19 protein-coding genes are annotated in these 26215 nt (G+C 57.1%); 4 read left to right on the top strand and 15 right to left on the bottom strand.

The annotated features are described in order from the left end of the window. Positions 1 to 80 precede the first annotated feature (80 nt). On the top strand, positions 81 to 1208 hold the full coding sequence (locus tag GZH47_RS17915; RefSeq protein WP_162642299.1) for a helix-turn-helix domain-containing protein: 1128 nt from the start codon (positions 81 to 83) through the stop codon (positions 1206 to 1208). Positions 1209 to 1229: 21 nt separating this feature from the next. Continuing rightward, the gene (locus GZH47_RS17910) at positions 1230 to 1559 is read left to right on the top strand and encodes a YnfA family protein (RefSeq protein ID WP_192043523.1); all 330 of its coding nucleotides are present in this window, start codon (positions 1230 to 1232) and stop codon (positions 1557 to 1559) included. 278 nt (positions 1560 to 1837) lie between these two features. On the opposite strand, the gene GZH47_RS17905 is transcribed toward GZH47_RS17910, so the two are convergent. From GZH47_RS17905 to GZH47_RS17875, 7 genes are all read right to left on the bottom strand, one after another. Continuing rightward, on the bottom strand, positions 1838 to 2863 hold the full coding sequence (locus GZH47_RS17905; RefSeq protein ID WP_162642297.1) for a glycosyl hydrolase: 1026 nt from the start codon (positions 2861 to 2863) through the stop codon (positions 1838 to 1840). A gap of 103 nt (positions 2864 to 2966) precedes the next feature. Then, a complete protein-coding gene (locus GZH47_RS17900) occupies positions 2967 to 4817 on the bottom strand; it encodes a glycosyl hydrolase (protein WP_162642295.1) in 1851 nt (616 codons plus the stop codon). A gap of 105 nt (positions 4818 to 4922) precedes the next feature. Then, positions 4923 to 6536, bottom strand: coding sequence for a response regulator (locus GZH47_RS17895; protein ID WP_162642293.1), 1614 nt, complete (start codon positions 6534 to 6536; stop codon positions 4923 to 4925). Beyond that, positions 6511 to 8430, bottom strand: coding sequence for a cache domain-containing sensor histidine kinase (locus tag GZH47_RS17890; RefSeq protein ID WP_162642291.1), 1920 nt, complete (start codon positions 8428 to 8430; stop codon positions 6511 to 6513). Before GZH47_RS17890 ends, GZH47_RS17895 begins: the two co-directional genes overlap by 26 nt. Positions 8431 to 8566: 136 nt before the next feature. Beyond that, a complete protein-coding gene (locus tag GZH47_RS17885) occupies positions 8567 to 10306 on the bottom strand; it encodes an extracellular solute-binding protein (RefSeq protein WP_162642289.1) in 1740 nt (579 codons plus the stop codon). Positions 10307 to 10396: 90 nt separating this feature from the next. Then, complete coding sequence (locus GZH47_RS17880) at positions 10397 to 11212, bottom strand: carbohydrate ABC transporter permease (RefSeq protein WP_162645309.1); 816 nt, start codon at positions 11210 to 11212, stop codon at positions 10397 to 10399. A gap of 142 nt (positions 11213 to 11354) precedes the next feature. Next, positions 11355 to 12329 (bottom strand): ABC transporter permease, encoded by a 975-nt coding sequence (locus GZH47_RS17875; protein ID WP_162642286.1) that lies wholly within the window; start codon positions 12327 to 12329, stop codon positions 11355 to 11357. A gap of 338 nt (positions 12330 to 12667) precedes the next feature. On the opposite strand from GZH47_RS17875, the gene GZH47_RS17870 reads away from it, so the two are divergent. Beyond that, on the top strand, positions 12668 to 14413 hold the full coding sequence (locus tag GZH47_RS17870; protein WP_162642284.1) for an alpha-glycosidase: 1746 nt from the start codon (positions 12668 to 12670) through the stop codon (positions 14411 to 14413). A gap of 130 nt (positions 14414 to 14543) precedes the next feature. On the opposite strand, the gene GZH47_RS17865 is transcribed toward GZH47_RS17870, so the two are convergent. From GZH47_RS17865 to GZH47_RS17845, 5 genes are all read right to left on the bottom strand, one after another. Beyond that, positions 14544 to 15284, bottom strand: a complete 741-nt coding sequence (locus GZH47_RS17865; RefSeq protein ID WP_404823812.1) for a GTP cyclohydrolase II — start codon at positions 15282 to 15284, stop codon at positions 14544 to 14546. A gap of 198 nt (positions 15285 to 15482) precedes the next feature. After that, positions 15483 to 17129 (bottom strand): alpha-amylase family glycosyl hydrolase, encoded by a 1647-nt coding sequence (locus tag GZH47_RS17860; RefSeq protein ID WP_162642280.1) that lies wholly within the window; start codon positions 17127 to 17129, stop codon positions 15483 to 15485. Continuing rightward, positions 17126 to 17965: a sugar ABC transporter permease gene (locus GZH47_RS17855; protein WP_162642276.1), complete on the bottom strand. Its 840-nt coding sequence runs from the start codon at positions 17963 to 17965 to the stop codon at positions 17126 to 17128. The genes GZH47_RS17860 and GZH47_RS17855 overlap by 4 nt, the downstream gene beginning before the upstream one ends. Beyond that, complete coding sequence (locus GZH47_RS17850) at positions 17962 to 19275, bottom strand: carbohydrate ABC transporter permease (RefSeq protein WP_162642273.1); 1314 nt, start codon at positions 19273 to 19275, stop codon at positions 17962 to 17964. The genes GZH47_RS17855 and GZH47_RS17850 overlap by 4 nt, the downstream gene beginning before the upstream one ends. A gap of 123 nt (positions 19276 to 19398) precedes the next feature. After that, on the bottom strand, positions 19399 to 20724 hold the full coding sequence (locus tag GZH47_RS17845; protein ID WP_162642271.1) for a sugar ABC transporter substrate-binding protein: 1326 nt from the start codon (positions 20722 to 20724) through the stop codon (positions 19399 to 19401). A gap of 491 nt (positions 20725 to 21215) precedes the next feature. Here GZH47_RS17845 and GZH47_RS17840 point away from each other — a divergent pair, with 491 nt between their 5' ends. Beyond that, on the top strand, positions 21216 to 22247 hold the full coding sequence (locus tag GZH47_RS17840; protein ID WP_162642270.1) for a LacI family DNA-binding transcriptional regulator: 1032 nt from the start codon (positions 21216 to 21218) through the stop codon (positions 22245 to 22247). A 242-nt stretch (positions 22248 to 22489) separates the two neighbouring features. Here GZH47_RS17840 and nagZ read toward each other — a convergent pair whose 3' ends face one another. The 3 genes from nagZ to GZH47_RS17825 form a co-directional block, all read right to left on the bottom strand. Next, positions 22490 to 23929 carry a beta-N-acetylhexosaminidase gene (gene nagZ, locus GZH47_RS17835; RefSeq protein ID WP_162642269.1) on the bottom strand — a complete coding sequence of 480 codons (1440 nt, stop codon included), beginning with the start codon at positions 23927 to 23929 and terminating at the stop codon, positions 22490 to 22492. A 164-nt stretch (positions 23930 to 24093) separates the two neighbouring features. Further along, entirely contained in the window at positions 24094 to 24918 is an 825-nt protein-coding gene (locus GZH47_RS17830) for an alpha/beta hydrolase family protein (protein WP_162642268.1), read from the bottom strand. Between the two features lie 462 nt (positions 24919 to 25380). Beyond that, positions 25381 to 26079 (bottom strand): DNA alkylation repair protein, encoded by a 699-nt coding sequence (locus GZH47_RS17825; RefSeq protein ID WP_162642265.1) that lies wholly within the window; start codon positions 26077 to 26079, stop codon positions 25381 to 25383. Positions 26080 to 26215 lie beyond the last annotated feature (136 nt).

Here is a 26215-nt window from a genome sequence, read left to right as displayed (position 1 = left end):
ACTAGAAACCACCACTCAATTATGTTATTATGTAATTACGTAATTAAATAACTTAACCATCCTATCGTGAGGTGACTAGAATGAATGAACGCGATTTCGGAGCCGAGCTCGATGAATTGAAAACACAGGTTGCCCTGATGCAGACGCAGATCGAACGGGCGTTTGCGGAACGAGCAAGGAACGGCGCCCACGCAAGCCCGACCATCGCTGGTGATACTGCCGCGAATCACGACGAACTCGGGTCGGATGGACTGCGCGGCGCGCTTCACTACGCCGGCACTTTCGGTCATGAGCAGGGGCTGCTGAAATGGGAACCGCAGGAGCGGGCCGTCGAGCTGCTGCTGCAATTCGACAGCGAGCGTGCGGCCAAGATTTTGGCGGCGCTTGGCCATAAGCAGCGGCTGGACATCCTGCGCGCGCTGCTCGTGAAGCCGCAGACCGGCAACGCCTTGGTCGATCAGCTTCAGATGGGAACGACCGGACAGCTGTACCATCATATTAAAGCAATGGCCGGGGCCGATCTGCTGCGGCAGGAGGAGCGAGGCGGCGACTACATCGTGCAGCCGCAGCGGATGCTTCCGATTCTCATGCTGCTCGCGGCGGCGAACGATCTCAGCGACACGAGCGACTATATCGAAATGACCGCAGCCCAGGAACGCGCAGGCGATTATCTCGGGTCGGCCGATGCGGGCGGGCACGACCCGCATGTCCTGCTTTGGGCTGTGCTGGAAAATTCCCTGATGGAATACGAGGGCGGGCATTGCACCGACATCCACCTGTTCCTTCACGGCGCTTCCGCCACGATCGCGGATAACGGCCGCGGCATTCCGACCACGCTGCTCGGCGGAACAGGCCGAACCTGGCTGCACTCCGTCATGACCGATCTTCAGCAGTTGACCGCCCGAAGCGCGGAAGTCACGGCCCCAGGCAGCGCCAAAGGCATCACGATGCCCGTCGTCAATGCAATGTCCGCTCAGCTGCAGGTGGAAGTTCGGCGGGAAGGCAAGATTTCGCGCCAAAGCTACAAGAACGGCATCCCTCAGCACCCGCTGTTCGTCATAGGCCTAACCGCCGAGACCGGAACTAGCGTAACGTTCGAACCGGACCCGGAACTGTTCTCCGGACGTTTCGACATCGCCCAGATCGAGGCACGCTTCGGGGCCATCCGCTCGGCTTATCCGGCCTTGAACATCCATGTCCATGCCTAACTACCGAAAGGAGTCTAGCCTGTGATCATCGCTATCCTGCTCTTCCTGCTGGCCGGCCTTGCCGAAATCGGCGGAGGCTATCTCGTCTGGCTATGGCTCAAGGAAGCCAAGCCGCTCTGGTTCGGACTCGTCGGCAGCCTCGTACTGGTCGCCTATGGCGTCATACCGACGTTTCAAAGTTTCCCCTCGTTCGGGCGCGTCTATGCCGCCTACGGCGGCGTGTTCATCGTACTCGCCGTGCTGTGGGGCTGGCTCGTCGACCGCAAAACGCCGGATACCTACGATTGGATCGGCGCCGCCGTCTGCATTGCAGGGGTATCCATCATGTTGTGGGCGCCCCGACCGGCGTAACTCGGGCATACTCATCCAAAGCCCTCCCGCTGTATAGCCGCGCCTGCCAAAGAGGCACAGTCTCGTCATGATCGACGAGACTGTGCCTCTAGCTTTACGTGCCTTTTTACGATGATCGGTTCAATGATGAATGACGGATTTCCATTCGGCCGGTCGTCGGCAGTCAATCGAAATCGCATCCTCTTCCAGAAGCACAGACGAGGCACGCCAATTACGCTCCCGCCTTTGCGCTTGCTTTCCGAGGGAAGCAAGCGGCTTCACGCCGCCTCCGGCGTCGGTTACTTGAATACGGAACGCTTGACCTCATCCTTGTTTGTCGTATACGGATGATCGTACACGTCATTGATATGCTCGTACGAGTTGCTGCCCGTAAGCATATTGCCCCAACCCAGGAAATACGTATACAGCGGCTGCGCGGTCTGGATCAGTTCGATATCCGGGAGCGTGCCGCATTCGCCGATCGCGATCGGTTTGCCGTTCGCGATGCGGAGCGTATCCTCGTAGTAGGATTGCTTGAAGGCGTCGTAGATGTCCACGGACACCATATCCACATACCGATCGCCGGGATAGAAATCGTCGACGGGAAGCGACCATTCATTGTAGGAGGCTGTATTGTAGTTCCAGATCAGATTGTTCAAATGGTGAACCTTCGTAAAGCGATCGTATAAATTAGCCCACAGCCGCTTCACGAGTTCCGGCCGACCGCCCCACCAGAAGAAGCCGGCATTGTTCTCGTGGTACGGCCGCCAGATGACGGGAACGCCAGCCGCCTGCAGCTGCCCGAGGTAGCCGGCGATCTCGTCGGCCTTCTTCTCCCATTGCTTGTATTTCTCCGTGCCCGGCGTCACGACCTCCAACATTTCTTCGTCCGTATACCAGCTTTGCACGTCCCACCAGCCGGCGTTGTCCGGCGCGTCCGGCTTCTCCGCGTGCCAGCTCAGCGTCACGAGCGAGCCGTGGTTCCATGCGTCGATGGCGGCATCGACGACGGATTGGCGCATGGAGGATACTTCGCCCCAGGCAAAATCATTGCCCCATACGGCGGGATATTCGCCTGTAATCTCAGCCGCCTTGTTCGACCAGTCATTGGGCGCGTCGACATAATTGTGCTGGCCGGACAGGATTCCTTTGCCCGATTGATTGTACAAGTACTTCAGCACTTCCCGCGCTTCCTTGGTCATATTCGGATTGGACCAGCGAGGGGCAGCCGATGCCGGAGCCGGCCCCTGAAAGCTCGAGAAAATGACGGTCACTGCGGCTACTGCCAAGAAGCCTCGCTTCATGGCGTTGAACATCTTCTGCATCCGATAACCTCCTTCGAATTCAAAAACCGGTCGTATCCCTGCGCGCGGCGGGGCGAATCCGGTTCGCCGCATACGCCCGGGTCGCGACGCGAAACCCGCTCCGCTAAGAGGTGACGACGGCCCGGTCGGCCGTAACGACGGTCCAGGTCGAAGCGGCGTTCTTCGAGCCGGTTACCCGCACCTTCACGATATGATTGCCGGCCGCCAGCGTCGGGCTGCTCCAAACGAGCGTGTTATCGATGCGGGATGACGCGTAGAAGTCCACGTTCGTCTCCGCTCCGCCGTCGACGGATACCGCTGCGATGCCGTGATGGACGTCCTTCGTGCCGTACAGCTCGATGCGCGTGCCGTTGAAACGGACCTGATAATAATCGTTCGTGTTGCCGGAGTAGTGATCGTCGCCGTTATATTTGACGGCCGAGCCCGTGCTGGCGCTCCATCCGCCGACGTATTCGAACTGGTTCTGGCCCGTTCCCGTCGTGGCGTCGTTGATGGTCGTCTGCGTAGCTGCGGTGACCGATACGCGGTCCGCCGTAATGACCGTCCAAGTGGATGCCGCGTTCTTCGAGCCGGTCACCCGCACCTTCAGCGTATGGTTCCCGGCGGCGAGCGTCGGACTGGTCCATAAAAGCGTATTGTCCGCCCGGGAAACCGCATAGAAGTCGACATTCGTCTCCGCGCCCCCGTCGATGGATACGGCGGCTATGCCGTGGTGGGCGTCCTTGGACCCGTAGAGCTTCACCTTGGTGCCGTTAAACGAAACTTGATAGTAGTCGTTCGTCGTCGCGGAATAGTGATCGCTGCCGCCAAACTTGGCCGCGCCCGCACTGGTGCTCCACGAGCCCGAATAGGTGTACTTATTGATGCCCGTACCCGTCGCGGTATCGTCGATGTCCACTTCTCCGTTGCCGGGAAGCGGCGGAATGCTGACTTCGTCTCGCGTAATGACATGCGAGTCGTTGTAGGTTCCCTGAATTTCCGAAGCGGAGTTCTCCGAGTACAGATGATCCCCCCAGATCAGGAAGTAGGTATACAGCGGCTGATTGACCAGCGTCGACGCGTCCGGCATCTTGCCGTTCTCGGTGAGCGCGATCGGCTTGCCGTTCGCGACCGTGACCAGTTCATTGTAGTACGCTTGCTGGAAGCCGTCGTAAACATCCTGGCCCAGCACGTCGACGTAAGCGTTGCCCGGATAGTAATCCGCCAGCGGCTCCGCCCAATCGTTATTCGACGCCGCGGACCATACCCAGATCAGGTTGTCGAGGTGATGGTAGTTCGTGAAGCGATCGTACATGTTCATCCACAGCTGCTTGAACAGCGCCGGACGGCCGCCCCACCAGAACCAGCTGGCGTTATTCTCGTGATAGGGACGCCACAGCACCGGAACGTTCGCGTTCTTCAGCTGCTGCAAGTAGCCCGCGATCTCGTCGACCTTGGTCAGCCATTGATTGTAAAGGGTGGTGCCCGGCGTCACGAGATCGGTCATCTCTTGCTCCGTGTACCAGCCCTGAACGCTGCCCCAGCCGGCGTTCGCAGGATCGTTCGGCTTCTGCTGATGCCAGCTAAGCGTCACGAGCGAGCCTTGCTGCCATTGATTGATCGCTTCGTCGACGACGCCTTGGCGGCTCGTCGCGTAATCGTCCCATGCGAAATCGTTGCCCCATACGGCAGGCGCCTTTCCCGTCACGGACGCGGCCTGCGCCGACCAGCCGGCAGGATCCTCGGTATAATTATGCTGACCGGACAAGATATGATTGCCTGAAACGCTGTATAAGTAGTTAAGTACCGCTTTCGCGTTATCCGTTGCGCTTGGGTTAACGGGCGGAGCCGCGTTGGCCGCCGAAGGAAAAGCGAGCGCTGCCACCATCATGCAAAGCGCCAGCGCCGCCAATAACGGCCTCCTGATTCTTCTAGGAATACGGACACGACCCGTCGTGTCGAAAGCTTGCATCATCAAAAGTTCCTCCTTGTGAATAAGCTTGGACTTGCGTTTCATCCCGTAACGTTCCTGCTGCGGTTAAAACGGTTCATCGACGACAATCTCATGTTCGGCGGCCCATCACCTCCCTTCCGTCCGGTTCGCAGCCGGTTCTGAATGTTCCAGCGGTTCTCGCTTGTCCCTGTATTCTCCCGGCGAGATTCCTTCCATCTCCCTGAACGCCCTCGTAAAATGCTTCGAATTTCCGAACCCGACGCGCTCTCCGATCCGCGCGATTTTCTCGTCCGTCGTCTCGAGAAGCTGCTTGGCCCGCGAGATGCGCATGCGCTTCAAGTAGGTAAGGAAATTTTCGCCCGTGAACGCTTTGAACGATTGACTGAAATACGTATAGTTTAACGACACATGGTTGGACACCATCGTCATGCTGAGGTCCTTGGCGTAATGTTCTTCGATATAGGCGATGGCCTGCTTCATTTCCTTCTGATCGACATGAATGCCCTTCATCGTGGACACGAATTCGTTCAGCTGCTCGAGAAGACGCTCGACGCCATACGCATAGGCATCGAAGGAGCCGCAGCCGTACAGGCTTCCGACCTTCTTGTACATGCGCAAAATCTCGATCGTCTCTTCGCCGTACAGCTGAAACACCCGGTCGAAGACAAGCTCGTTGAGCGAGCCGCTCAGCTTCTCCGCGTACGAAATGTCGTACTTGCCGACAGCCTCTCGGTCCAGCACTTCATGAAGCAGCGCCTTCATCTCTTGCACCCTGCTGGTGCCCAGCATATTGGCGATTTTGCGGATGCGGTCGAGAGGAAGCTGATAGCTTCTTTCCTTGTGCTCGATGCTGCCGAAGGGAATGAGAATCGATTCCGGATGAATGAATCCATACTTCAGCGCTTTGACCGCTTCCAAATAATGCACCCGAAGCGATGCCAAATCCTCCGCCTTCCCGCTGACGCCCATCCGAAAATTCCCATAACCGCATTGCGACGCCCGGACAGCCAGGCATTCCAATACCCCCGCTGCCTGCGTGATCAGAACTAACCTCGCGTCTTTGTCCAGCACGCGAACGCAACCCGGCTCCCCATCCTCGATACTCCCGTCGTTACAGGCATCCATCATGGATAAGAAACATTGGAGCATCATATCCCGCTTCACCGTCAGGCTATCCAGCTCCGACAGCGCGATCAACCCAATATAATACTCGCCCTGGAAACGGCCCAGCTCCACGCTCTCGCACAGTCGGCGCACTTCGTCCGCTTCCAGCTGCGCATTCATGAAGATGTTGTTCAGCCGGCTGGCACGCAGCTCCTCCATCATCCGATCGGACTGCTTCAGCCGCTCGGCGGCATGCTCGCTGCGCGCCAGCGCCTCTCCGATCCGGCGAACCGCCCCGAACAGATCGTCCCGCACGACCGGCTTCAGCAGGTACTCCTTCACCTCGCACTTGATCGCTTCCTTCGCATATCGAAAATCGTCATAGCCGCTCAGAATCATGACCGCCGGCTTCGGATTCCCCGCTTGCAGCTCTTGAATTAACGCGATCCCGTCCATCCCGGGCATGCGGATATCCGTAATAACCAGGTCCGCAGGGCGCTCCCGGTGTATCTCAAGCGCTTCTTCTCCGTCTTCCGCGAGCGATATCTCGTACTCCTCCGGAAACTCCCGCTCGATCATTGCCTGGAGCCCTTGGCGGATTTGCTGTTCATCATCGACGATCAATAAGTTTCGCATGCTCCGCAACGCCTCCCGATAGAATGAGATAAGGAATTTTCAGCGTAACGGCCGTCCACTCACCCTCGGCGCACGTAACGGCAAGCCCATACTCCCTGCCATAGAAGAGCTGCAACCGCTGATGCACATTGCGAAGTCCGATGCCGCTGCCTCCGTTATTCGCTCCTCGAAGCGTCGGTATACGACCGTTCTCGCGGTCCAGTTCGGCGTCGTCCATGGCAAGCTTGCGCTGGATCTCCTCCAGCTTGCCTGCCGACAGCCGGCCGCCGTTATCGCTGATTTCGATGTATGTCGTTTTCCCGTCTTCCCTGCAGGAGATGGTGATGACGATGCCTTTTCTCCGGCGTCCCGTTTCCATGCCGTATTTGACGGCATTCTCCACGATCGGCTGAAGCGACATTTTGAGCACCTCATGCTCCTCGTACTTCGGAGCAATCTCCATACGCAGATCGATGAGCTGATTGTAACGGATGTTCATAATGGCGACGTAGTTCACGATATGCGCGATTTCGTCCTTCAAGCGGATATAGTCCCCGGACCAATTGAGATTGTATCTCATAAGGCCGCCGAGCGAGGTGAGCGCATTGGAGATCTTGTCCTGCCGTTCCACCTCGGCCATCATCTTGATATTCTCCAGCGTGTTGTAGAGAAAATGCGAATCGATCTGATTGCGGAGCGACTTCAACTCCACTTCTTTGGTCGCGGCGTTCTTCTTGACCGCCTCGGCGATCAACCCCTTGATCTTCTGCAGCATTTTTCGGAAATGATGGGCAAGCTCCCCGACCTCGCCGCTTCCTTTGATCGGAATCGACACCTCGAAGTCGCCTCGGTTGACCCGTTTCATGGATTCGCTCAGAACGCGGAGCTTCTTCAAAATGAAGGCGTTGATCAAATAAGTCGCTGCCGTCAGCAATACCATCAAGATCACGTTCGCGATAATGATCTTGTTCCGAATGCCTTGCACGCTGGAGAGCACGCTGTCCAGCGAGACCACTTGAACGAGCCTGGCGTCCAGCAGCTCCACCTGCGAGTAGAGGCATAGGTACGGCTTGCCGCCGTAGGAGAATTGAAAGCGGTTACTGTCAGGTGCAGCGAAAAGTTGCAGCTGCTCCTTGACTTTCGACGGCGTAAGGCCGGTTTGGAACGCAAAATCGTTCCGGTCGTTAACGTACACCTGTCCGTCGCCGGACACGACGTACATCTGCGAATTCGCCTGCCCGATCGGACTGAACGTCTTCGGGAAGAAATCCGACATCAGCATATCGACCTCCACGATGCCGAGATGATTGCCGAGCGGAATGTTCGCCTCCTTGAAGAGCGAGACGAGCGGCGTCGGCTTCTGTTCCGTCGTGATGAACGGATCGTTCTCCGTTGCGAAGATCGACCAGCGTTCCTTGACACCCAGCTGCCTGACCCCGCCGTACCACGCCTGCCCGGCAATGCGGCTCTCGCGCAATAGCAAAGGCCACGCCTCGTAAATCCTCGGATTGTCGAAATAGACGCGCAGGCTGTGAATCGTCGGATTGTTATACTGTAACCGCGACAGATTGGCGATCGTCGTCTTGTTGAAAGCGATCAGCTCTTCCGTCTTCGGTTCGTCTTCGCGAGCCAGATAGGCGATTATGCTCTGATCCGACAGGGTCAGCTGCGCCATGCGCTCGAGCGATTCCATGTTGTTGCGGATGCTAAGCTGCTCCAGCTGCATCTCGGCCTCTCTCGCGCGAGCCAGGCCGTTGATGTTCCCAACATAGAATTCATTGAATACATAGACGGAGATGATCATCATCGGAATCAGCATCACGACGAGGTAAGCCGCAATCAGCCGATTCTGGATCGACATCCGTTCGAGCCTGGAGGAGAGCTTCTGTACAGCATGCTTCAAGAAGGCAGGCAAGGGATCACTTCCCTATTTCATTGGAATGGAATACCCTTCCTATTCTACCAGCGGGCGGCCGCGCGATGAAGCCCTTCGAGACCGGCATTGCCGCCGCCCTCGAAGCTTCTTCGCGCGTACCGCCCGACAGACCGCGTTATTGGCCGAGCTTCTTGACGTTATCCTCGTATTTCGCCTCGCGGTAAGCCATGACTTTCTCGTAGCCGTAGGTATTCCGCTTCTCGAGGAATTCGCTGAACACGGTGTCGAATTCATCCTCCGACTTGGCCAGCAGCAGCTTCGGCAGCGTATCGCCCCAGAGCAGCGCGATCTTGCCCGCGGCCACGCCTTCCTCGGATTGGCCCGACGGATTGATCAGATCGAAGGCGGAGAAGTTGGAGATCTTGCCCTTCGTCCATTCCTTCGTCTGCAAGTCCGGCTCCACGACGGGCGTCTGCCATGGCAGCGTCAGGTTGAAATCCATCAGCATCCAATAAGAGCTCTCAAGCCCATACTCCTTGCCATATGCATCGGGGTCCTTCTGTTTCAGCTCCGTGATCTTCGGAAGGAACTGGTCTTTGCCGTCGATCGTATCGTACGTGACGCCCTTCTCCCCCAAATACAAGTCACGTTGGCCTTCTTCGCTCAGCATGTAGCTCAGGAACTGGATCGCCCGCGCCTTATCCTTCACGTTTTTCGAAATCAGCGTCAGCGTCCATCCGGAGATACCGGGGCCCGTCAGCGTCGGCGCATCCATATTCGCATTGGCCGGCCCGTCGATGGCGATGTAGGCCGAATTCGGATCATCCTTGTACAGCTGGCCGTTCGGTCCGGACATATCGCCTGCCTGGTAGAGCATGGAGAAGTAACGCCCCTGCGCGACCTTCTCGTCGATTTGCGCCCGCTTATCGATAAATACGTCTTTGGGGAGGAGGCCTTCCTCGTTGGCTTGACGGAACACCTTCAACCATTTGATGAATTCCGGATCGGTCGTGCGATCGTAAAGCTTGCCGTCCTTCTCCATCGGGATCGCAAGGAAGTTCTGCAGCATGGAATCCAGCTTCGTTCCGCCCATGAACGAATAGCTGCCGTCGCCGCCGAACTCCGTCAATCCGATCGGAACGAGCGGCTGGCCGTTTACCTTCGGGAATTTCTCCTTCGCCATCTCCAGCGCCTTCAGGAAGCCCTCCGGCGTCCGCATGTCCGGCTTGCCGATCGCTTCGTACATGTCCTTGCGCACGAGGAACGTTTGGTTCGACGTGTACTGATCGCCGTATTTCTGATAATCCTGCGGCGAAGACGAGAAATTCGGATAGCCGTACGTATTGCCGTCTTCCTGGGCATACCAGGAGAGCTTCAGCGGATCGGCGACCTTGAAGAAATACGGATCGTACTGTTTGCCCAGCTCGTTGAGCGGCAGGACCAGCCCGCTGTCGATCAACTGCTTCACGCCGTCGTTGGACCAATCCAGCGTGATGAAATCGGGCAGCTTGCCGGAGGCGATCATCGTATTCAGCTTCTCGTTCTCGTTGCCTGCCGGAACGACGAATTTCACGTTGACGCCGGTCTTCTTCGTAATGTACTTGGATACGAAATTATCGCCCCAATCGGATTTGGCCCATGAGAAGTTCATGTACCAGTCGAATGTAATCGGGGAGGTGTCTTTCTTCCAGCCCGGTTCATTCTCGTCGAGGCCCGTCGCCTCTGCGTTCCCATTGCCCGTGTTCGACGCGGCCGCGTTCACCGCGTTGCCCGTGTTCGACGCGCCGTCTTCTTTCTTCGCGTTCGAAGTCGCGCCGTTGCCGCCTCCGCCGTTATTGGACGAGCATGCCGCCAGCGACAGCGCGAGCGCTGCCGTCAGAGCGCCTGTAGTCCATTTACGCACTTGGTTATTCATGTCTAGGTTCCAGCCCCTTCGTTTCTATGATTGGAAAATAAGGATCAGTGCTGCCCGCCCTTGCCTGGCGAGCCGGCTTCATGCCGCTTCTCAGCCCTTGATCGAGCCGATCATGAAGCCCTTGACGAAATACTTCTGCAGGAAAGGATATACGAGGACGATCGGCAGCGTCGTCACGACCATCGTCGCCAGCTTGATCGACTGCATGGTCACGGTGCGGTTGATGCTTCCGGACTGCAGCTGCGTGCTGCCGCTCTCGGAGACGATGCGGTACAAGAAGGTCTGGACCGGCTGCAAGCTCGGATCGTTGATGAAGATGACCCCCGTAAAATAATCGTTCCATTGGGATACGCCCGTGAAGAGCGCGATCGTCGCGATAACCGGCATGGAGACGGGAATAATGATGCGGATGAAGATCTTCAGATCATTCGCGCCGTCCAGCTTGGCGGCCTCCTCCAGCCCTTCGGGAATTTCCCTGAAGAACGAGAGGAAGATGATCAGATTGAAGAAGCTGAACAGTGCCGGAATGATGTAGACCAGAAAGCTGTCGAGCAGATGCAGGTCGCGGATGAGTAGATAGTAGGGAATCAGCCCGCCGCTGAAGAACAAGGTGAACGTGCCCAAGTACATATAGATTCGGCGCCCGATCAGCTCCTTGCGGGAGTAGGCGTAGGCCACCATCGCCGTGAAGAACACATGCGTCAGCGTGCCGACGACCGTCTTCGCAACGGTAATCCAGAGCGCGCGCAGAATGCTCTGATCCTCCAGTACGACCCTGTAGCTCTGCAGCGAGAACATCCGCGGCCAGAAATAAATGCCGCCGCGCAAGGCATCGCTGCCGTCGTTTAAGGAGTTGACCAGTACGTACCAGACGGGATACAGCATGAACAAGCACAATAGAATCATGAGGATGACGTTGAACAGATCGAACGCAGCTTCGCCGGATGTCCGGCGGTCTCGTGTGAACACGCTGATGCCTCCTTTTTATACATGCGATTCGTAACGTTGCGGCCCGCTGCGATTCATGTCTCCGGGCTGGCGGACCCGGTCAGAAGAGCGACGTATCGTTCAGCTTTCTCGTCGTGTAGTTCGCCGCGAGCAGCAACAGCAGAGCGAGTATCGACTTGATCAGCCCGATGGCGGCGGAGTACGAATATCTGGCCGATGCGATACCGGTCTGGTAGACATAGATGTCCACGACGTTGCTTGCGCTGTTGTTCAAGGAATTGTGCAGCACGAAGATTTGGTCGAAGTTCGAGTTGAAGATGCCGCTGACCGCCAAGATGAGCAGGATCGATACCGTTCCCTTGATGCCGGGCATCGTGACGTAGCGCATCTTCTGAAACCGGCTTGCGCCGTCGATGGTTGCCGCTTCGTACAGCTCGGGCGATACGCCGGCGATGGCCGCCAAATAAATGATAGCCGACCACCCCAGCTCCTTCCATATGTCGGATCCGATCACGATCGACCAGAAATAGCCAGGCTCAGCCAAGTAGAAGATCGGCTCGTCGATCAGATGCAGCCGCATCAGAACGTCGTTGACGATGCCGGTATCCGCCAGCCACGTCGCCACGATGCCGCCCAGAACGACCCAGGACAGGAAATGCGGCAGGTAGGTGATCGTCTGAACCGCCTTCTTGAACCGAACCGAGCGCAGCTCGTTCAGGAACAGCGCGAACAGGATCGGAAGCGGAAAGCCGATTAGCAGCTTGAAGAAACTGATGCCGAGCGTGTTCTTGATCATGAGCCACAGGTTATCGTCCTGAAGGAATTCCCGGAAGTGCTCGAGGCCTGCCCATGGCGCCTCCGAGATCGGCTTGGCGATCATATAATTCTTGAATGCGATGATGACGCCGTACATCGGGACGTAGTTGAATATTATCATCCATGCTGCTCCGAGTATCGCCATGCCTTGCAAGTAACGCTGCGCGGCGATTTTGCGAAGCAGTCCTGCCGTCGTACCCTGGCGCGCATCCCGCTTCCTCAGCGCTTTGGTCTCTTGCGCCTTTGCGTCCGTTAACATAGCCGTTACCTCCAAATTTCAATGTAAGCCCTTTCTTCCACTATCATATCGTGTCGGATGCGCGGACATAAGGTATCAGATTTAGTATGAGGTGACTGGTTTTCTGATCCTTCCTATTGAAATGACGATCAAGTAACCAGCTGTCATCTGAGGGATTTCCTTGTCATACATGCGTAATTCCAAACCTCAACATGCATACCCCCTCCTTGCTGTGGTATACTAAAAGCAATTCAAAGGCCCTGCTACCTCAAAGGTACAACCTCGTCATTCTATGATGAGGCTGTACCTTTTTTGCATGGCATGCGCCGGATATTCAACATCAGGAGAGTGAAACGACCATGCTTCTCGAAGCCATTTACCACCGCCCGAAACAAAACTGGGCCTACGCCTACGACCGCTCCACGATTCATCTGCGGGTGCGCACCAAACGCGGCGACATGGATTCCGTGCAGGCCATCGTTGGGGACAAATACGCTTGGGACCGCACGAAGCACAAGGTGAAAATGCGGATCTTCGCTTCCGATGCGCTGTTCGACTATTGGGAGACCGAGGCCGAGCCGCCGTTCAGGCGCCTGCGCTACGCATTCGGCTTCAAGCAGGGCAAATCCAAGCTGTACTTGACGGAAAGCGGCTTCGTCGAACAGCTGCCGGACGACTGCTTGACGTTCTTCGACTACCCGTTCATTAATCCGGTCGACGTCTTCCAGCCGCCGGCATGGGTGAAGGATGCGGTGTTCTATCAGATTTTCCCGGAGCGGTTCGCGAACGGCGACCCTTCGCTGGATCCCGAACGGATCGAACCTTGGGGCGCGAAGCCGACGCCGAGCAATTTCTTCGGCGGCGATCTGAAGGGCGTCATCGATCACCTGGATTATTTGCAGGAGCTGGGCATTAACGCGATCTACTTCACTCCCGTATTCGAAGCGACGACGAATCACAAGTACGATACGCGCGACTATATGAAGGTCGACCCGCAGTTCGGGTCCAACGAGCTGTTGAAAAGCCTCGTCGACCTCTGTCACAAGCGGGGCATTAAAGTGCTGCTCGACGCCGTGTTCAACCACGCGGGCGCGACATTCGGTCCTTTCCTGGACGCACAAGAGAAAGGCGCCGACTCCAGCTACGCCGGCTGGTTCCATGTTCGCGACTGGCCGCTTCGCGTCGAAGACGGCATCCCGACGTACGACACGTTCGCGTTCGAACCGATCATGCCGAAGCTGAATACCGAGAACCCCGACGTGAAGAAGTACCTGCTGAACGTGGCGCGTTACTGGGTCGAGGAAATCGGCATCGACGGCTGGCGGCTGGACGTCGCCAACGAAGTGGATCATGCGTTCTGGCGCGAGTTCCGCAATACGGTCAAGGACGTCAATCCCGACGCTTACATTCTGGGCGAGATTTGGCATGACTCCATGACCTGGCTGCAGGGCGATCAATTCGACGCCGTCATGAACTATCCGTTCACGAACGCCGTTCTGGACTACGCCGCTTACGGCAAGCTGGACGGCCGCGGCTTCGCCAACGCCATCGGCACCCAGCTGGCGAACTATCCGCAGCAGGTGTCGGAGGCTGCCTTCAACCTGCTGGACAGCCACGATACGCCGCGTCTGCTGACGCTCGCAGGCGACGACGAGCGCCGCATGAAGCTTGCCGCGCTGTTCCAGTTCACTTACCCGGGCACGCCTTGCATCTACTACGGCGACGAGGTCGGCATGTCCGGCGGAGGCGACCCGGACTGCAGGCAGTGCATGGTATGGGACGAATCCCGGCAGAACGGCGGGCTGCTCCATTTCTACCGCAAGCTCATCGCCCTGCGCAAAGAGCACGCCGCGCTGCGTTCCATGGACTTCGCATTCCTTCACGCGGAAGCGAAAGATGCGGCTATCGCTTATGAGCGGCGCAGCGGAGACGAGCGGTTCATCATTGCCATGAACGCGGGCGACACAAGCCGCAAGCTGACGGTTCACGCAGCAGGCGGCATGTGGCAGGACGCGTTCACCGGCGAGACGGCCAAGGCGAAGGACAAGTCCCTCACGATCAAGCTGGAAGCCGGCCAATTCGTCGTCTACAAGCATCTTGGCTAGAATCGGCTAGACGAATCGTCCCCCTAGTCACGCCTATCATGTGAATATAATTAAAGAAGCCGAGGCACTGCCCCGGCTTCTTTTTTGTCTGTTTTTATGACACCTGCCATCCACTGCCCCGCGACCCCTTTTACGGAATCTTCATCTCCTCGTCAAAATGCCCCGAACGGTTCACTTTCGTCTCCAGATACTTGCGGTTAAACTCCGAAATATCGCCCCACAGCGGCACGCGGCCGTCGACGTTCATGCCGGACGCCTTCAGCGCCTCCAGCTTCCTCGGATTATTCGTAATCAACGTGACCGGGTTGCTGCGCAGATGCTTCAGTACGACAAGCGTATCGTCATAGCTGCGCGTATCGTCCTTGAAGCCGAGCTCCAGATTCGCTTCCACCGTATCGTAGCCCCGCTCCTGCAGCAGGTAGGCCATCGCTTTGCTGAAGAGCCCGATGCCGCGCCCCTCATGATTGGCCAGATAGAAGAGCGCGCCCGTCCCGTGCGACACGATCATTTTCATCGATTGATGCAATTGGTAGCCGCAGTCGCACCGTTTGCTGCCGAAAATATCGCCCGTATGGCAGATGCTGTGCATCCGGATCAGCGCATCCTCGGCATTCGCGAAATCGCCGTACACCAGCACGCTCGACTGCTGCTTCTCCGCCAGATTGGACGCCGACAGCTGCTCGATCAGAAACTCCGTCCGTTCCTTCTCCTTGCAGCCTCCTTCCTTGTGCACCAGATCGCTGCAAGGGAGCCAGCAATACCACTGGAATTTGGCCGTCTCTCCGTCCAAATTGACAGGCAGGTTAATGGGTCCCACTAATATGATGGTGCCGTTCTTTCCTTTAATCGTCTCGATATTCCGGTCCAGCATGGAGACGATGTTCTCGTCGATGATCGGCATAGCGTACCTCCTTGATTCGCTTTAACATGACTCCGAACAGTATACGTTAGGCTTCCCTTCAATAGCAAAAACAAGCCGTCCCCGCATCAGCCATCCGCCGCGCGACAAAAAAACCGTCCCCGCCAACAACGCGCGATGCGTCTAGCGGAAACGGCTTTCCATAATGCGTTATTGCACGAGCACTGTGCTGTACGGCGGCAGCTCCAGCTTTCCGTCCTCCAACTTGGAGCCTTCTTTGCTGGTACGGACGATCGACGTTTCATGCCCGGCTTCGAAGCCGCCAGTCAGATCCGCCGTCTGCGCTTGGCCGGACAGGTTATGGACGACCAGCATGCGTTCGGATTTGGTAACCCGGAAATAGGCCGCGACCGCCGGATTATCCTGCGCATAATCCGCGATTGCGCCATCTCGCAGCACGGGCAGCTGGTTGCGCCAGGCGATCAGCTTCTTATAATGGGCAAGCAGCGAATTCGGATCCGCCGCCTCCGCTTCCACCGATACGCGATCCGGCGCCGCATTGTAACGGGCAGCCTCCCAGGTCGTCTGGCCGCCTTGTCCGCCTTCCGATTTGAACCATGGCAGCGGCTCGCGGATCGCCTCGTCCGGCTTCATGCCTTTCATGCCAAGCTCCTCGCCGTAATAGATGAATGGATTGCCCGGCAAGGTCAACAGCAGCGCCGCTGCCATCTTGGCATGATCGACATTGCCGCCCAGCGCGCTCATCGTCCGATTCTGATCGTGATTGCTCAGGAAAGGAGCATCGAGGAACGTACCGCCCGACGACTTGCCGTACATCTCGTAAATGCGCTGCAGCGTATAGGCGACATCCGGGTTTCGCTCTTGATCAGCGCCGGAGAGCAGCTTCTTCGCCGTGTCGAAATTGAAGGCCGAGTCGAACGCCTTGTCCAGATATGGCGCAATGATGACCGGGGAGTCCCATACCTCGCCGACGATATAGGCATCCTTCTTCGTCTCGGAGATGCCCGCGCGGAACGCCTGCCACCACTGCTGGTTCTTCGCCTTCACCGCATCGGAGTTGATCGTCGAAGCGAAATCGCCGTAGACATGCTTCGCCGCATCCATTCGGAAGCCGTCGATGCCCTTCTCCAGCCAGTAGTTGCCGACTTTGATCATCTCGCGACGAACGGCCGGCTCATCCAAGTTCAAGTCCGGCATGCCTTCCGAGAAGACGCCCAAATATTTCTCGTTGCCGTAAGGATGCCAAGGATCGCCGCCAACGGCGCCGTCGGCCTTCACCTGGGCATCCTTCGACTCGATATGGTACCAGTTGCGGTAGGGACTCTTCGGATCGGCCAGCGCCGCCTTGAACCACGGATGCTCGCTGCTCGTATGGTTCACGACGAGGTCCATGATCACCTTGATGCCGCGCTTATGCGCCTCGCTCGTCAGCCGCTTCATATCCGCCAGCGTGCCGTAATCCTTATTGACGCCGTAATAGTCCGTTACGTCATAACCGTGATAGCTCGGCGATGGCTGAATAGGCATCAGCCAGATCCCGCCGATGCCTAAATCCTTCAAGTAATCCAGCTTCGCCGTCACGCCGTTCAAGTCGCCAATGCCGTCACCGTTGGAATCATAGAACGAGCGTACGAAAATCTCGTAATACACGGTACCCGGCTGCTCATCGATCTGAACGGCCGGGGCGGCCTTCTTCTCGGTGCTGCCCGCCGCGATCTGCTCCTCCACGTGCTTGCCCGCGGAGAAGCAGCCCATCGTTCCGAGAAGCAGCGCGGCCGCAGCCGCCAAACCGGCACCGCGCGCAAGGAATGTCTTGCCCAGCGCCGGTTTGATCATCCTTTGGAAGCCCCCGCCGTCAAGCCTTGGACAAGGAACTTCTGCAGGAACGCGAACAGAATCATGATCGGAATCGCGATCAGCACGGCACCTGCCGCGAATAAGGTGAAGTTACTGTTCTGGAAATTCGCCACCATATCCCACATGCCGACCGCGAGCGTCCATTTCTCCTTCGTCCGCAGGACAAGCCGCGCGAAGATGAAGTCGACCCAAGCGCCCGTAAACGTCGTAAGGCCGATATACGTCAGCATTGGACGCGACAACGGCAGCATGATGCGCCAGAAGATCGTCAGGTGGTTCGCGCCGTCGATGCGCGCCGCTTCGTCAAGACTCCGCGGGATCGTATCGTAGAAGCCTTTGACAATGAAACCGCTCAGCACCGAGCCGGACGAATACACAAGGACGAGCGCCGTATGCGTATCCAGAAGGTCGAGCTGCAGCAGCAGAATGTAGATAGCCACCATGCTCATGAAGCCAGGGAACATGCCCAGCACGAGCATGGTCGTCAGGATCGTTTTGCGGCCTTGGAAGCGGAAGCGCGACAAGGCGTACATGCTGAGCGTCGTCAGCAACGTCGACAGAATCATCGACATCGTCGCGATCTTCAGCGTATTCCAGTACCAGCGGCCGAACTGAAAGCTCGGCGAGGTGAACAGTTCTTTGAAATGCGTGAACGTCGGATGAGACGGGAAGAACGACTTGCTGAAGAGCGAGCTGCCCGGGCGAAGCGCCGAGAACAGTACCCAAACCGCCGGATAGACGGCCGCGATAGCCAGGATAATCAGAATGACATAGGACACGGAGAGCCGGAAAACATTCTTCGATTTCATGCTCATTGGATCATATCCTCCTCTTTGAACGAACGCGAACTACGGTAGCCCCAGATCGAGAGCGAAGCCACGAGCACGAAAATAATAATGCCGATCGCCGATGCAAAGTTGTATTTGTTGTTGTTCAGCGTCAGCTTGTACAGCCAGGTGACGAGCAAATCCGTGCTGCCCGCGTACTGATAATTTCCGTTGACCGGTTCGCCGTTGGTCAGCAGGAAGATGACGTTGAAGTTGTTGATGTTGCCCGCGAACTGCGTGATCAGAATCGGCGTAGTCGCGAAGAACACGAACGGGAGCGTAATCACGCGCAGCTTCTGGAACGGCGTCGCGCCGTCCACCTCCGCGGCTTCGTACATATCCTTCGGAATGGCCGTAAGCACCCCGAGAATGAGCACCATGGAGACCGGAATACCGACCCACATGTTGACGAGGATGACCGTTACCTTCGCCCAAGTCGGATCCGTCAGCCACGGCACCTTGCCAAGACCGAAGTAGCTGAGGTATTGGTTGATCGGACCGAACTGACCGTTGAACAAGTTACGCATGACGAGCAGCGAGATCAGCTGCGGGATCGCGTAAGGAATAATGAAGAGCGAGCGCCACAGTCCTTTGAAGCGAATGCCCTTCTGATCGATCAGCAGCGCGACGAGCAGGCCGCCGAAATACGTGGTGACCGTCGCGATAACCGCCCAAATGACAGTCCAAATAAGGACGCCGTAGAACGTATGGCTCCACGTTTTAAGCGAGAGCAAATCGATAAACGTCTGAAATCCGACCCAATCGACAAGCTTGGCCGGCGGAATATGCTCCGGCGCGGAATAGTTCGTGAAGGCGAGCAGAATCGCCATCATAATCGGCATGATCGTAAGGAACAAGACGGAAATCGCCGGCAGCGTAAGCAGCAGCTGCGGGAATCTCTTGTCCGCTACGTAGCTCATGGATGTCCTGAACGATGAAGGCTTGATGCCTTCGTCCCGCTGCTTGCCTGTTCGGTACGCATCCCTGACGTTCATGACATAGATAATAATGAACAAGCTGAACAAAATCAGGATGACAAGTCCGCCGATCAGCAGATTGACCGAATGGTCGCCAACGACGTTCTTGTATCGCTTGCCGACTTTCACGAGATGCGTCGGCACGTCGCCGAGCGTAACCAAGCCCCAAATCGCATGCGGAAGCTTCGACACGAAATAGTAGCCGCCCATAATTTCCACGCAAAGCAGCAAGATGCCCTTCACGAATTGGCGGTTGTACAATTGCCCAAGACCCATGGCAATGAATGATAGAATTGATGCTGTTCTTCGATGGCGCTGCATCCCACCCCCAACTCCTTTCCGGTTTGCGAATTTAAAGCCGTTTCACCCGCCCTTATTAATGAAAGGGCGGGTAATGGCGTACTATTGAATTGAATACTTGCAGACGGATCGCTTGCCTGTTTCTTATTTGGAAGCCGCCGCGTTCGCATCTTGAATTTGTTTGACCGCGTTGTCGAGCGCCGTCTTCGGATCTTTGCCCGCGTTCCAGATGTCGGAGAGCGCTGCGCCGATCGGCGTCCATACATTGCCCATTTCAGGAATCGAAGGCATGTACTGCGAGTTTTTGAATTGCTCGATGAACGCTTTTACGACTTCGTCGTTTTGGATCTTCGGATCTTCCGTCGCTTCTTTATTGGCCGGGATAGCGCCAGTCAGCGTGAAGTCCTCCAGCTGCGCTTCTTTCGTAGACGCGAACCGCGCGAACAGCTTCGCCGCGTTCGGATATTTCGTGAACGAGTTGACGTACCAAGCTTTAACGCCGGAGAAGGAAACAGCCGGTTTGCCATCAATGGTCGGAATCGGAGCCACGCCGAAGTTGATGCCGGATTTCTTGATGTCGCCGATTGCCCAAGGACCGTCGATGTTCATCGCCAGCGTGCCGCCCGTGAAGAGACCTTTCTTGATGTCGTACGTCACGTCGCCGGATTTAAGCGGCAGCACGTCTTTCTTCAGCGATGCGAAGTAAGTCGCGCCTTGGATAGCACCTTCGTTGTTCAGGCCGATATCCGCTTTGTCCTGACCGCCGTTGCCGTACACGTAGCCGCCGGTCGAAGACAGGAACGGATAGCTGAAGTAGAAGTTGCCGATATCCCACATGAAGGCATACTTGTTGTTCTTCTTGTCGTTGAACGTCTTAGCGAATGTCTTCACTTCGTCGAACGATGTCGGCGGCGTTGCGATCAGGTCTTTGTTGTAGAACATCGCATACGTTTCGACCGCACGCGGGTAACCGTAGAGGATACCGTCGTAAGTGACCGCATTCACGGCGATTTCGCTGTTTTCCGCTTTGGCTGCGTCTTCGAACTCGTCGTTCGGCAGCACGAGGCCGGAGGAAACCGCTTTGCCCAAGTTATCGTGAGGGAACAATACGACGTCTGCCGCGATGCCCGCAGGACCGTCCGTCGTCAGCTTCGCGACTTGGTCGCCTGCGCCGATCTCTTCCATTTTCACTTCTACGCCGTATTTATCTTTGAATTCCTGCATCATTTTCTCTACGAAAGGACGTTCTTCTTTGGCTTCCCATACGAGCAAAGTCGCGCCCGGCTCGGGTGTCAGTTCCGCTTCTTCGCCGCCGGCGTTCGTTCCGTTGCCCGCTGCGCCGTTATTGGCCGTACCGTTGTTCGCCGTGCCCGTATTGGTGTTGCCAGTGTTGTTCTCGGATTTCGAACCGCAAGCGGTCATCGTAGCGGCAAGCGTTAATACCATCAGTAAGGATACGGTTTTTTTCATCTGTACAAGAACCCCTCTCATTTAGATCAAGCTTATCGCCGGCAATATGCCGGGCAACACCTCTATTTCCCTGAATCCGGCTATGCCATGTAGGGTAACCAATAATCGGTATCCTATTACAGGCTTGCACCTTCCGCGAATGATACCGTCGTAAACATCGTGCAAACGTTTGAACAACTGGGCATAATTAGGCGAGAAGAAATACATTCCAGCCGTTATTTCGAGGAAAAGAAAGCGTTTTTCAACGTCCTAATCATACAACACGAATATTCAGTTGGGAAAACGTTTGCACAGCCTGTTTTTACGGATAAATACAATCCGATCTTTAATTTTCTTCGATTTACTCCCGTTTACTCAGAAAATTAAATTTGTGCATGAAAATCTTTTCAATGATATACTCTAAGTATTCTAGTGATTTCACCTGTCTTACATGAACTAGTAACAAATCAGTTGCAGTGCACACGTTTGCGCATTGCATTGGGGGATCCAATATGTCGGTCACAATTAAAGATATAGCACGCATTGCCGGCGTCTCGCCTTCTACCGTATCCCGGGTCGTATCCAACCATCCGCGGATCAGCAAGGAAACGTCGCGCCGGGTTAAAGAGATCATGGCAGAGATGGACTACCATCCGAATATCATGGCGAAGAGCCTCGTCTCCAAGACGACGAAGACGCTTGGCATCCTTCTGCCCCGGCCTGCCGAAGAGCTGTTCCAGAACTTCTTCTTCGGGGAGCTGATTCGGGGAATCGTCACGCAGGCCGCCCGCGCCGGGTACGATATGCTGCTGACGACGGTGACGTCGGAAACCACGGAGCTTGAAACGATTACCCGCCTCGTGATGGGCCGCCGCATTGACGGCATCTTGCTGTTGTCTTCGCGCACGTCGGATCCGATCGTCGGCTTTCTTCAGGAACATCAATTCCCGTTCGTGCTCATCGGACGCAGCGACGAGTTCCCGGACGTGCTGTCGATCGACAACAACAATATCCAGGCCGCTTACGACGCAACGAACCATTTCATTGCACAGGGCCATACCCGGATCGGCTTCATCAGCGGGCCGCCGAACCTTGTCGTGTCGCAGGACCGGCTGCACGGGTATCGAAAAGCACTTAAAGAGCATAGGCTGGACATCCGTCCGGAATGGATCATGGAAGGCGACCTGCTGCAGGAAAGCGGCTTTCGGGCCATGTCGTTCTTCATGAGCCTGCCGGAACGGCCGACCGCGCTCGTCGTATTCGACGACCTGCTGGCCTTCGGCGTCCTGCGCGGACTGACCGAGCTCGGCTACAGCGTGCCCGCGGACATCTGCCTCGTCAGCTTCAACAACATTCCGCTCTCCGAGCTCGCCTCGACGCCGATCAGCTCCATCGACATCGGCACGTATCAGCTCGGGTATACCGCTTCGCAGTCGCTGCTGCGCGTCGTTCAGGACGAGCCGCTGAATCAGAAGCAGATTATCATTCCCCATCGGCTTATCGTTCGGGAATCTTCGATTTCCCCGACGGCTAATCGGGGCTGATACGAGCAGGTCCTTTGCGCACAGCAAAGGGCACTTCGTGCACCAAAGGTGCTTTACGCACAGCAACAGGCACTTGCGCACAGCAAAAACCGCGTAACCACCGGCAGCAAGCCGGTAGTTACGCGGTTTTTATTTTCGGCGATCGCAGCCTGGCGCGAGATACGCGAGGTGCGGGAGGGCGGAACACGCTCGCGCTCTCGCCGAACGGTTCGACACGAACAGTCGATACAGTTGCGACCGATCTAATGCGCGGCAACCGCCTTCTTAATGGCCGCATTCACGCCGCTGACGTCGGGATGCGCCGAAGCGGCGGCATCGCTCAGCTTGTATTTCATTTTCAGCGTCAGAATGCGGGTTACGCTCTCATTGATCCGGCTCTCCGTCAATTCGCCCTTCTGCACGCTTTGCTTCAACGCCGCAAGCACGGTCGTCGCATCCTCGTACCCGTGCGCGAGCAGAATGATGTCGCTTCCGGCTTTGACGGACGTGACCGCAGCCTGCGCCAGCCCGAAATGATTCGCGATCGCGCCCATGGTCATATCGTCCGTGATTACGACGCCTTTGAAGCCCAGCTCGCCGCGCAGCTGATCCGTGATAATCGTCTTCGACAAGGAAGCCGGGACGTTCTTGTCGATTTTCGGAAACAGAATATGCGCCACCATCACCATGTCGACGCCGTCTTTGACCGCGGCCTTGAACGGTATCCATTCGAAGGCCTTCAGCTGCGCCAACGTTTTGTTCACGACCGGCAGCTCCAGATGGGAGTCTACCGACGTATCCCCGTGACCCGGAAAATGCTTCACGACCGGAATCACGCCCTGCTTCCGGATCGCCTCCATAGCCGCCAAGCCCATGTCCGCCACCCGCTTCGAGGTCGTGCCAAAGGAACGATCGCCGATGACCGGGTTCTTCGGGTTGCTGTTAATGTCGAGCACCGGGGCAAAATCCACGTTGAAGCCCATCAGCTTGCTCGCCTGCCCCAAAGCGCTGCCGATCGAAGCCGCATACGTCTTGTCCCCCGTATCTCCGATCACTCTGGCTGCAGGGATCTTAAGCAGTCCAGGCAGCCTGGCGACGCGGCCGCCCTCTTGGTCCACCGAGATCAGCAGCGGGGATGGATTCCCTTTGTTCCACGCCTTGAGCTGATTGACGAAGGCAGCCACGCCCGCAGGCGTCGTCACATTCTGTTTATAGAAAATAAAACCGCCGATATGCTTCTGCTGGATCATCGCCTTCGTTTGCTCGCTGCCCGCGGTACCGTCAAGCCCGGCGATGATCATCTCGCCCAGCTTCTCGTCCAGCGTCATCTTCCGCAGCTTCTGCGCGACGAGCTCCGCCGCCGTCGCCGTGTGCGTAGCCGGTTCCTGCGACGGCGCGTTCCCGGCATTGCCGTTCTGCGACGGCGTCTGGGACGGCGTTTGCGATGGCGCATTTCCGGTGTTCCCCGGCTGCGACGGCGTTTGAGACGGCTCATTTCCGGCGTCGCCCGGCTGCGACGGCGCATTCCCGTTGGCCGGCGTCTTCACCGGCGGCTCGACCGCGCCTCCAGCCGAATTCGAAGAGCCCGTCTGGCCGCCAGTTCCCTCATGATTGTTTGCCGATCCGCAGCCGCCCGCCAGTCCGATCGAAAGCACAAGCGCGGCCAGCAGTATTTTTCGCATCGATTCCACCACCTGTTTCATTCGCGTATTTCTCCATAGTCTTACCCTATCATACGAAAGAAGACACGCAAATTGTTGCAGCGGTTTATCCGATTGTTCGCCCGTAGGCAAGGGACCCTGAAGCAGGCGTCAAAAAAACCGCCCCCTGCTCTATTCGAGCGGAAGCGGCCGTATAAGTGATCTCGCTAAATCGTCCATAAGCTCCAGTCGTTGCGGCGTTTGCCGATGGAGTCAATCCAGCGGAGCGAGATATCGAACAGCTCGTCACGCAAAGCTTTGTTCGAGAACGTATGGTCGCCCTGCAAAATGACCTCTTTATCGCAGTTGCCCTCTTTGCGAAGCCAGAACATTTTCTGATAAAGGAAGCAGTAATCGACCGGAATAACCGTGTCGGCCGTGCCGTGCACGATCAATACGTCGCCGGCGTACCCGCGCGTTTCCGTCAGCGGCTGGTACTGCGCAAGGGAATCGGTAAACCGCTTCGTAAACTGATAATGCATATAGTCGGATCGGCCGGCAGTGTCGATCTCCTCGATTGCCTTGGTACCGATAATATTGCGAATGTCCATGTACGGATGCGCGACAGGCGCCCACAGAACAAGCGACTTCACTCGCGCATCCCGTGCCGCCGTAAGTACCGCAATCGCGCCGCCGAGGCTGTGGCCCACAAGTATGAGGCGCTCCGAATCGACCAAATCAAGGCTCGAAGCGTAGTCGATCACCGTGCGCGTCTGGGCGATGAGCTCATCCAACCCGCCGTTGCCGTAATCGCCCGAGCTTTCGCCGCAGCCGCCGTAGTCGAAACGCAGCACCAAATATCCCCTGCGCGTCAACCGTTCCGCCGCCTCCACGAACAGCCGGTCCGTCCCCATCCGGTTGCCGATGAAACCATGGCAAATGATCACGATCGGATGTTTATCCGCACGTTTGGCCCCTGCTTCCACGACGGGGTATTGCAGCACGCCGGCCAGCTCGACCTCGCCGCTCTTGATTGTTATGGAATGATTCATGATCGGCACCACCTTATTCCTATAATTCCTACCAACTTTGTTGGGATTAGAATAACACGGAATGCGCATGCCGTCAATTTCCTTTTCGTCATTCGTGGTGGGGCGATAAATCGGGCCGTTTTCGTGGGAAAGGGCCCGCTTACGCGCTGGTTCGCACGTTGCTTTGTTCGATTTTTCGTACAAAACACCAGCGACTTGCTGGATCACACGGTGCTTTGTACGATTTTTCGTACAAAACCCCAGTGACGGACTGCTTCGCACGATGCTTTGTTATGATTTTCGTACAAAACTCCAGCGTCGCGCTGGCTCGCGCGTTGAGTCGCTTTTCTGGCGCCCGAGCGAATTTCGGTGCCGAATTCCTGCCGTTTCGGCAGCCCTCCTGGCGCCAATCCCTCACCCAGCGCCGTGTCCCTGCCGGCTAGGCCTCCCTGCCTCTCGGACGCTCGAGCCCGCCCCGGCCGCTCACTCCCCGATATGCTTCAACGCCTCGCGCACGCTGAGCGGCGACAGCTCCGTCTCGCGGACGAAGGCGCGCACCGCGTCCGGGTCGGTCTTGCCGTACTCCCGCAGCGCCCAGCCGATCGCCTTGCGCATGAAGAAGTCGCTCTCGTGCGCCGTCCGCCGAACGAGCGAGAACAGCAGCTCCGCGTCGGTGCGTCCCTTGTACCCCAGCTGGAACAGCAGCGCGCTGCGACGCAGCCAGAGGCTTTCCGCAGTGATCCACTTCTCCGTAAACGCCGGCACCAGCTCGGGGTGCTTGCCGAACAACGTGCCTGCCAGATGGCTTGCCAGCAGGTCGACCGTATCCCACCATGCATGCGTCGTAATCAGGAATTCCAACAGCTCCGTCTGCGCCGGACCAAGCTCCTTCTTCCGCTTGTCCATCAGCGTCATCGCCGCGTACAAATACTCTCGCTCCGGCAGCGCCCACAGCCGCCGCACCGTCGCCTCCAGCTCCGCACCGGAAGGCACGCCGTGTTCCTTCACGAACGCCTTCATCAGCGCGTTGCGCTCCGGCGTACGAATGCCCAGAAAATCGAATTGCTCCCGCATATACGCCTTCATTGCAGCCGCCTGTTCGGCATTCGCATGCCCGCGAAACAACGCCTCCAGTTTGTCCGAATATGCCGCCGCGCTAACTGCCGTTTCCGTTCCCGCCATTCATAGCCGCCTCCTTTTGGATCGAATTATAGCAGAAAGCCCTACCGGATGCCCCATCCTTCCTTTCTCCCCCCCCCCCTTCCCCCCGGCCCGTTTCCAACCAAACAAACAAAACAGCCCCACCCCAGCAAATGCC

The sequence above is a fragment of the Paenibacillus rhizovicinus genome (assembly GCF_010365285.1).
GTDB lineage: Bacteria > Bacillota > Bacilli > Paenibacillales > Paenibacillaceae > Paenibacillus_Z > Paenibacillus_Z rhizovicinus.
Note: the sequence above shows the minus strand (reverse complement) of the source record. Positions and strands in the feature narration are given on the sequence as shown.

Excerpts from the sequence above, each read along its gene's own strand:
- GZH47_RS17915 (WP_162642299.1), top strand. The coding sequence starts at position 81 with ATGAATGAACGCGATTTCGGAGCCGAGCTCGATGAATTGAAAACACAG.
- GZH47_RS17905 (WP_162642297.1), bottom strand. The coding sequence starts at position 2,863 with ATGCAGAAGATGTTCAACGCCATGAAGCGAGGCTTCTTGGCAGTAGCC.
- GZH47_RS17900 (WP_162642295.1), bottom strand. The coding sequence starts at position 4,817 with ATGATGCAAGCTTTCGACACGACGGGTCGTGTCCGTATTCCTAGAAGA.
- GZH47_RS17895 (WP_162642293.1), bottom strand. The coding sequence starts at position 6,536 with ATGCGAAACTTATTGATCGTCGATGATGAACAGCAAATCCGCCAAGGG.
- GZH47_RS17885 (WP_162642289.1), bottom strand. The coding sequence starts at position 10,306 with ATGAATAACCAAGTGCGTAAATGGACTACAGGCGCTCTGACGGCAGCG.
- GZH47_RS17880 (WP_162645309.1), bottom strand. The coding sequence starts at position 11,212 with ATGATTCTATTGTGCTTGTTCATGCTGTATCCCGTCTGGTACGTACTG.
- GZH47_RS17875 (WP_162642286.1), bottom strand. The coding sequence starts at position 12,329 with ATGTTAACGGACGCAAAGGCGCAAGAGACCAAAGCGCTGAGGAAGCGG.
- GZH47_RS17870 (WP_162642284.1), top strand. The coding sequence starts at position 12,668 with ATGCTTCTCGAAGCCATTTACCACCGCCCGAAACAAAACTGGGCCTAC.
- GZH47_RS17865 (WP_404823812.1), bottom strand. The coding sequence starts at position 15,284 with ATGCTGGACCGGAATATCGAGACGATTAAAGGAAAGAACGGCACCATC.
- GZH47_RS17860 (WP_162642280.1), bottom strand. The coding sequence starts at position 17,129 with ATGATCAAACCGGCGCTGGGCAAGACATTCCTTGCGCGCGGTGCCGGT.
- GZH47_RS17855 (WP_162642276.1), bottom strand. The coding sequence starts at position 17,965 with ATGAGCATGAAATCGAAGAATGTTTTCCGGCTCTCCGTGTCCTATGTC.
- GZH47_RS17850 (WP_162642273.1), bottom strand. The coding sequence starts at position 19,275 with ATGCAGCGCCATCGAAGAACAGCATCAATTCTATCATTCATTGCCATG.
- GZH47_RS17845 (WP_162642271.1), bottom strand. The coding sequence starts at position 20,724 with ATGAAAAAAACCGTATCCTTACTGATGGTATTAACGCTTGCCGCTACG.
- GZH47_RS17840 (WP_162642270.1), top strand. The coding sequence starts at position 21,216 with ATGTCGGTCACAATTAAAGATATAGCACGCATTGCCGGCGTCTCGCCT.
- nagZ (WP_162642269.1), bottom strand. The coding sequence starts at position 23,929 with ATGAAACAGGTGGTGGAATCGATGCGAAAAATACTGCTGGCCGCGCTT.
- GZH47_RS17830 (WP_162642268.1), bottom strand. The coding sequence starts at position 24,918 with ATGAATCATTCCATAACAATCAAGAGCGGCGAGGTCGAGCTGGCCGGC.
- GZH47_RS17825 (WP_162642265.1), bottom strand. The coding sequence starts at position 26,079 with ATGGCGGGAACGGAAACGGCAGTTAGCGCGGCGGCATATTCGGACAAA.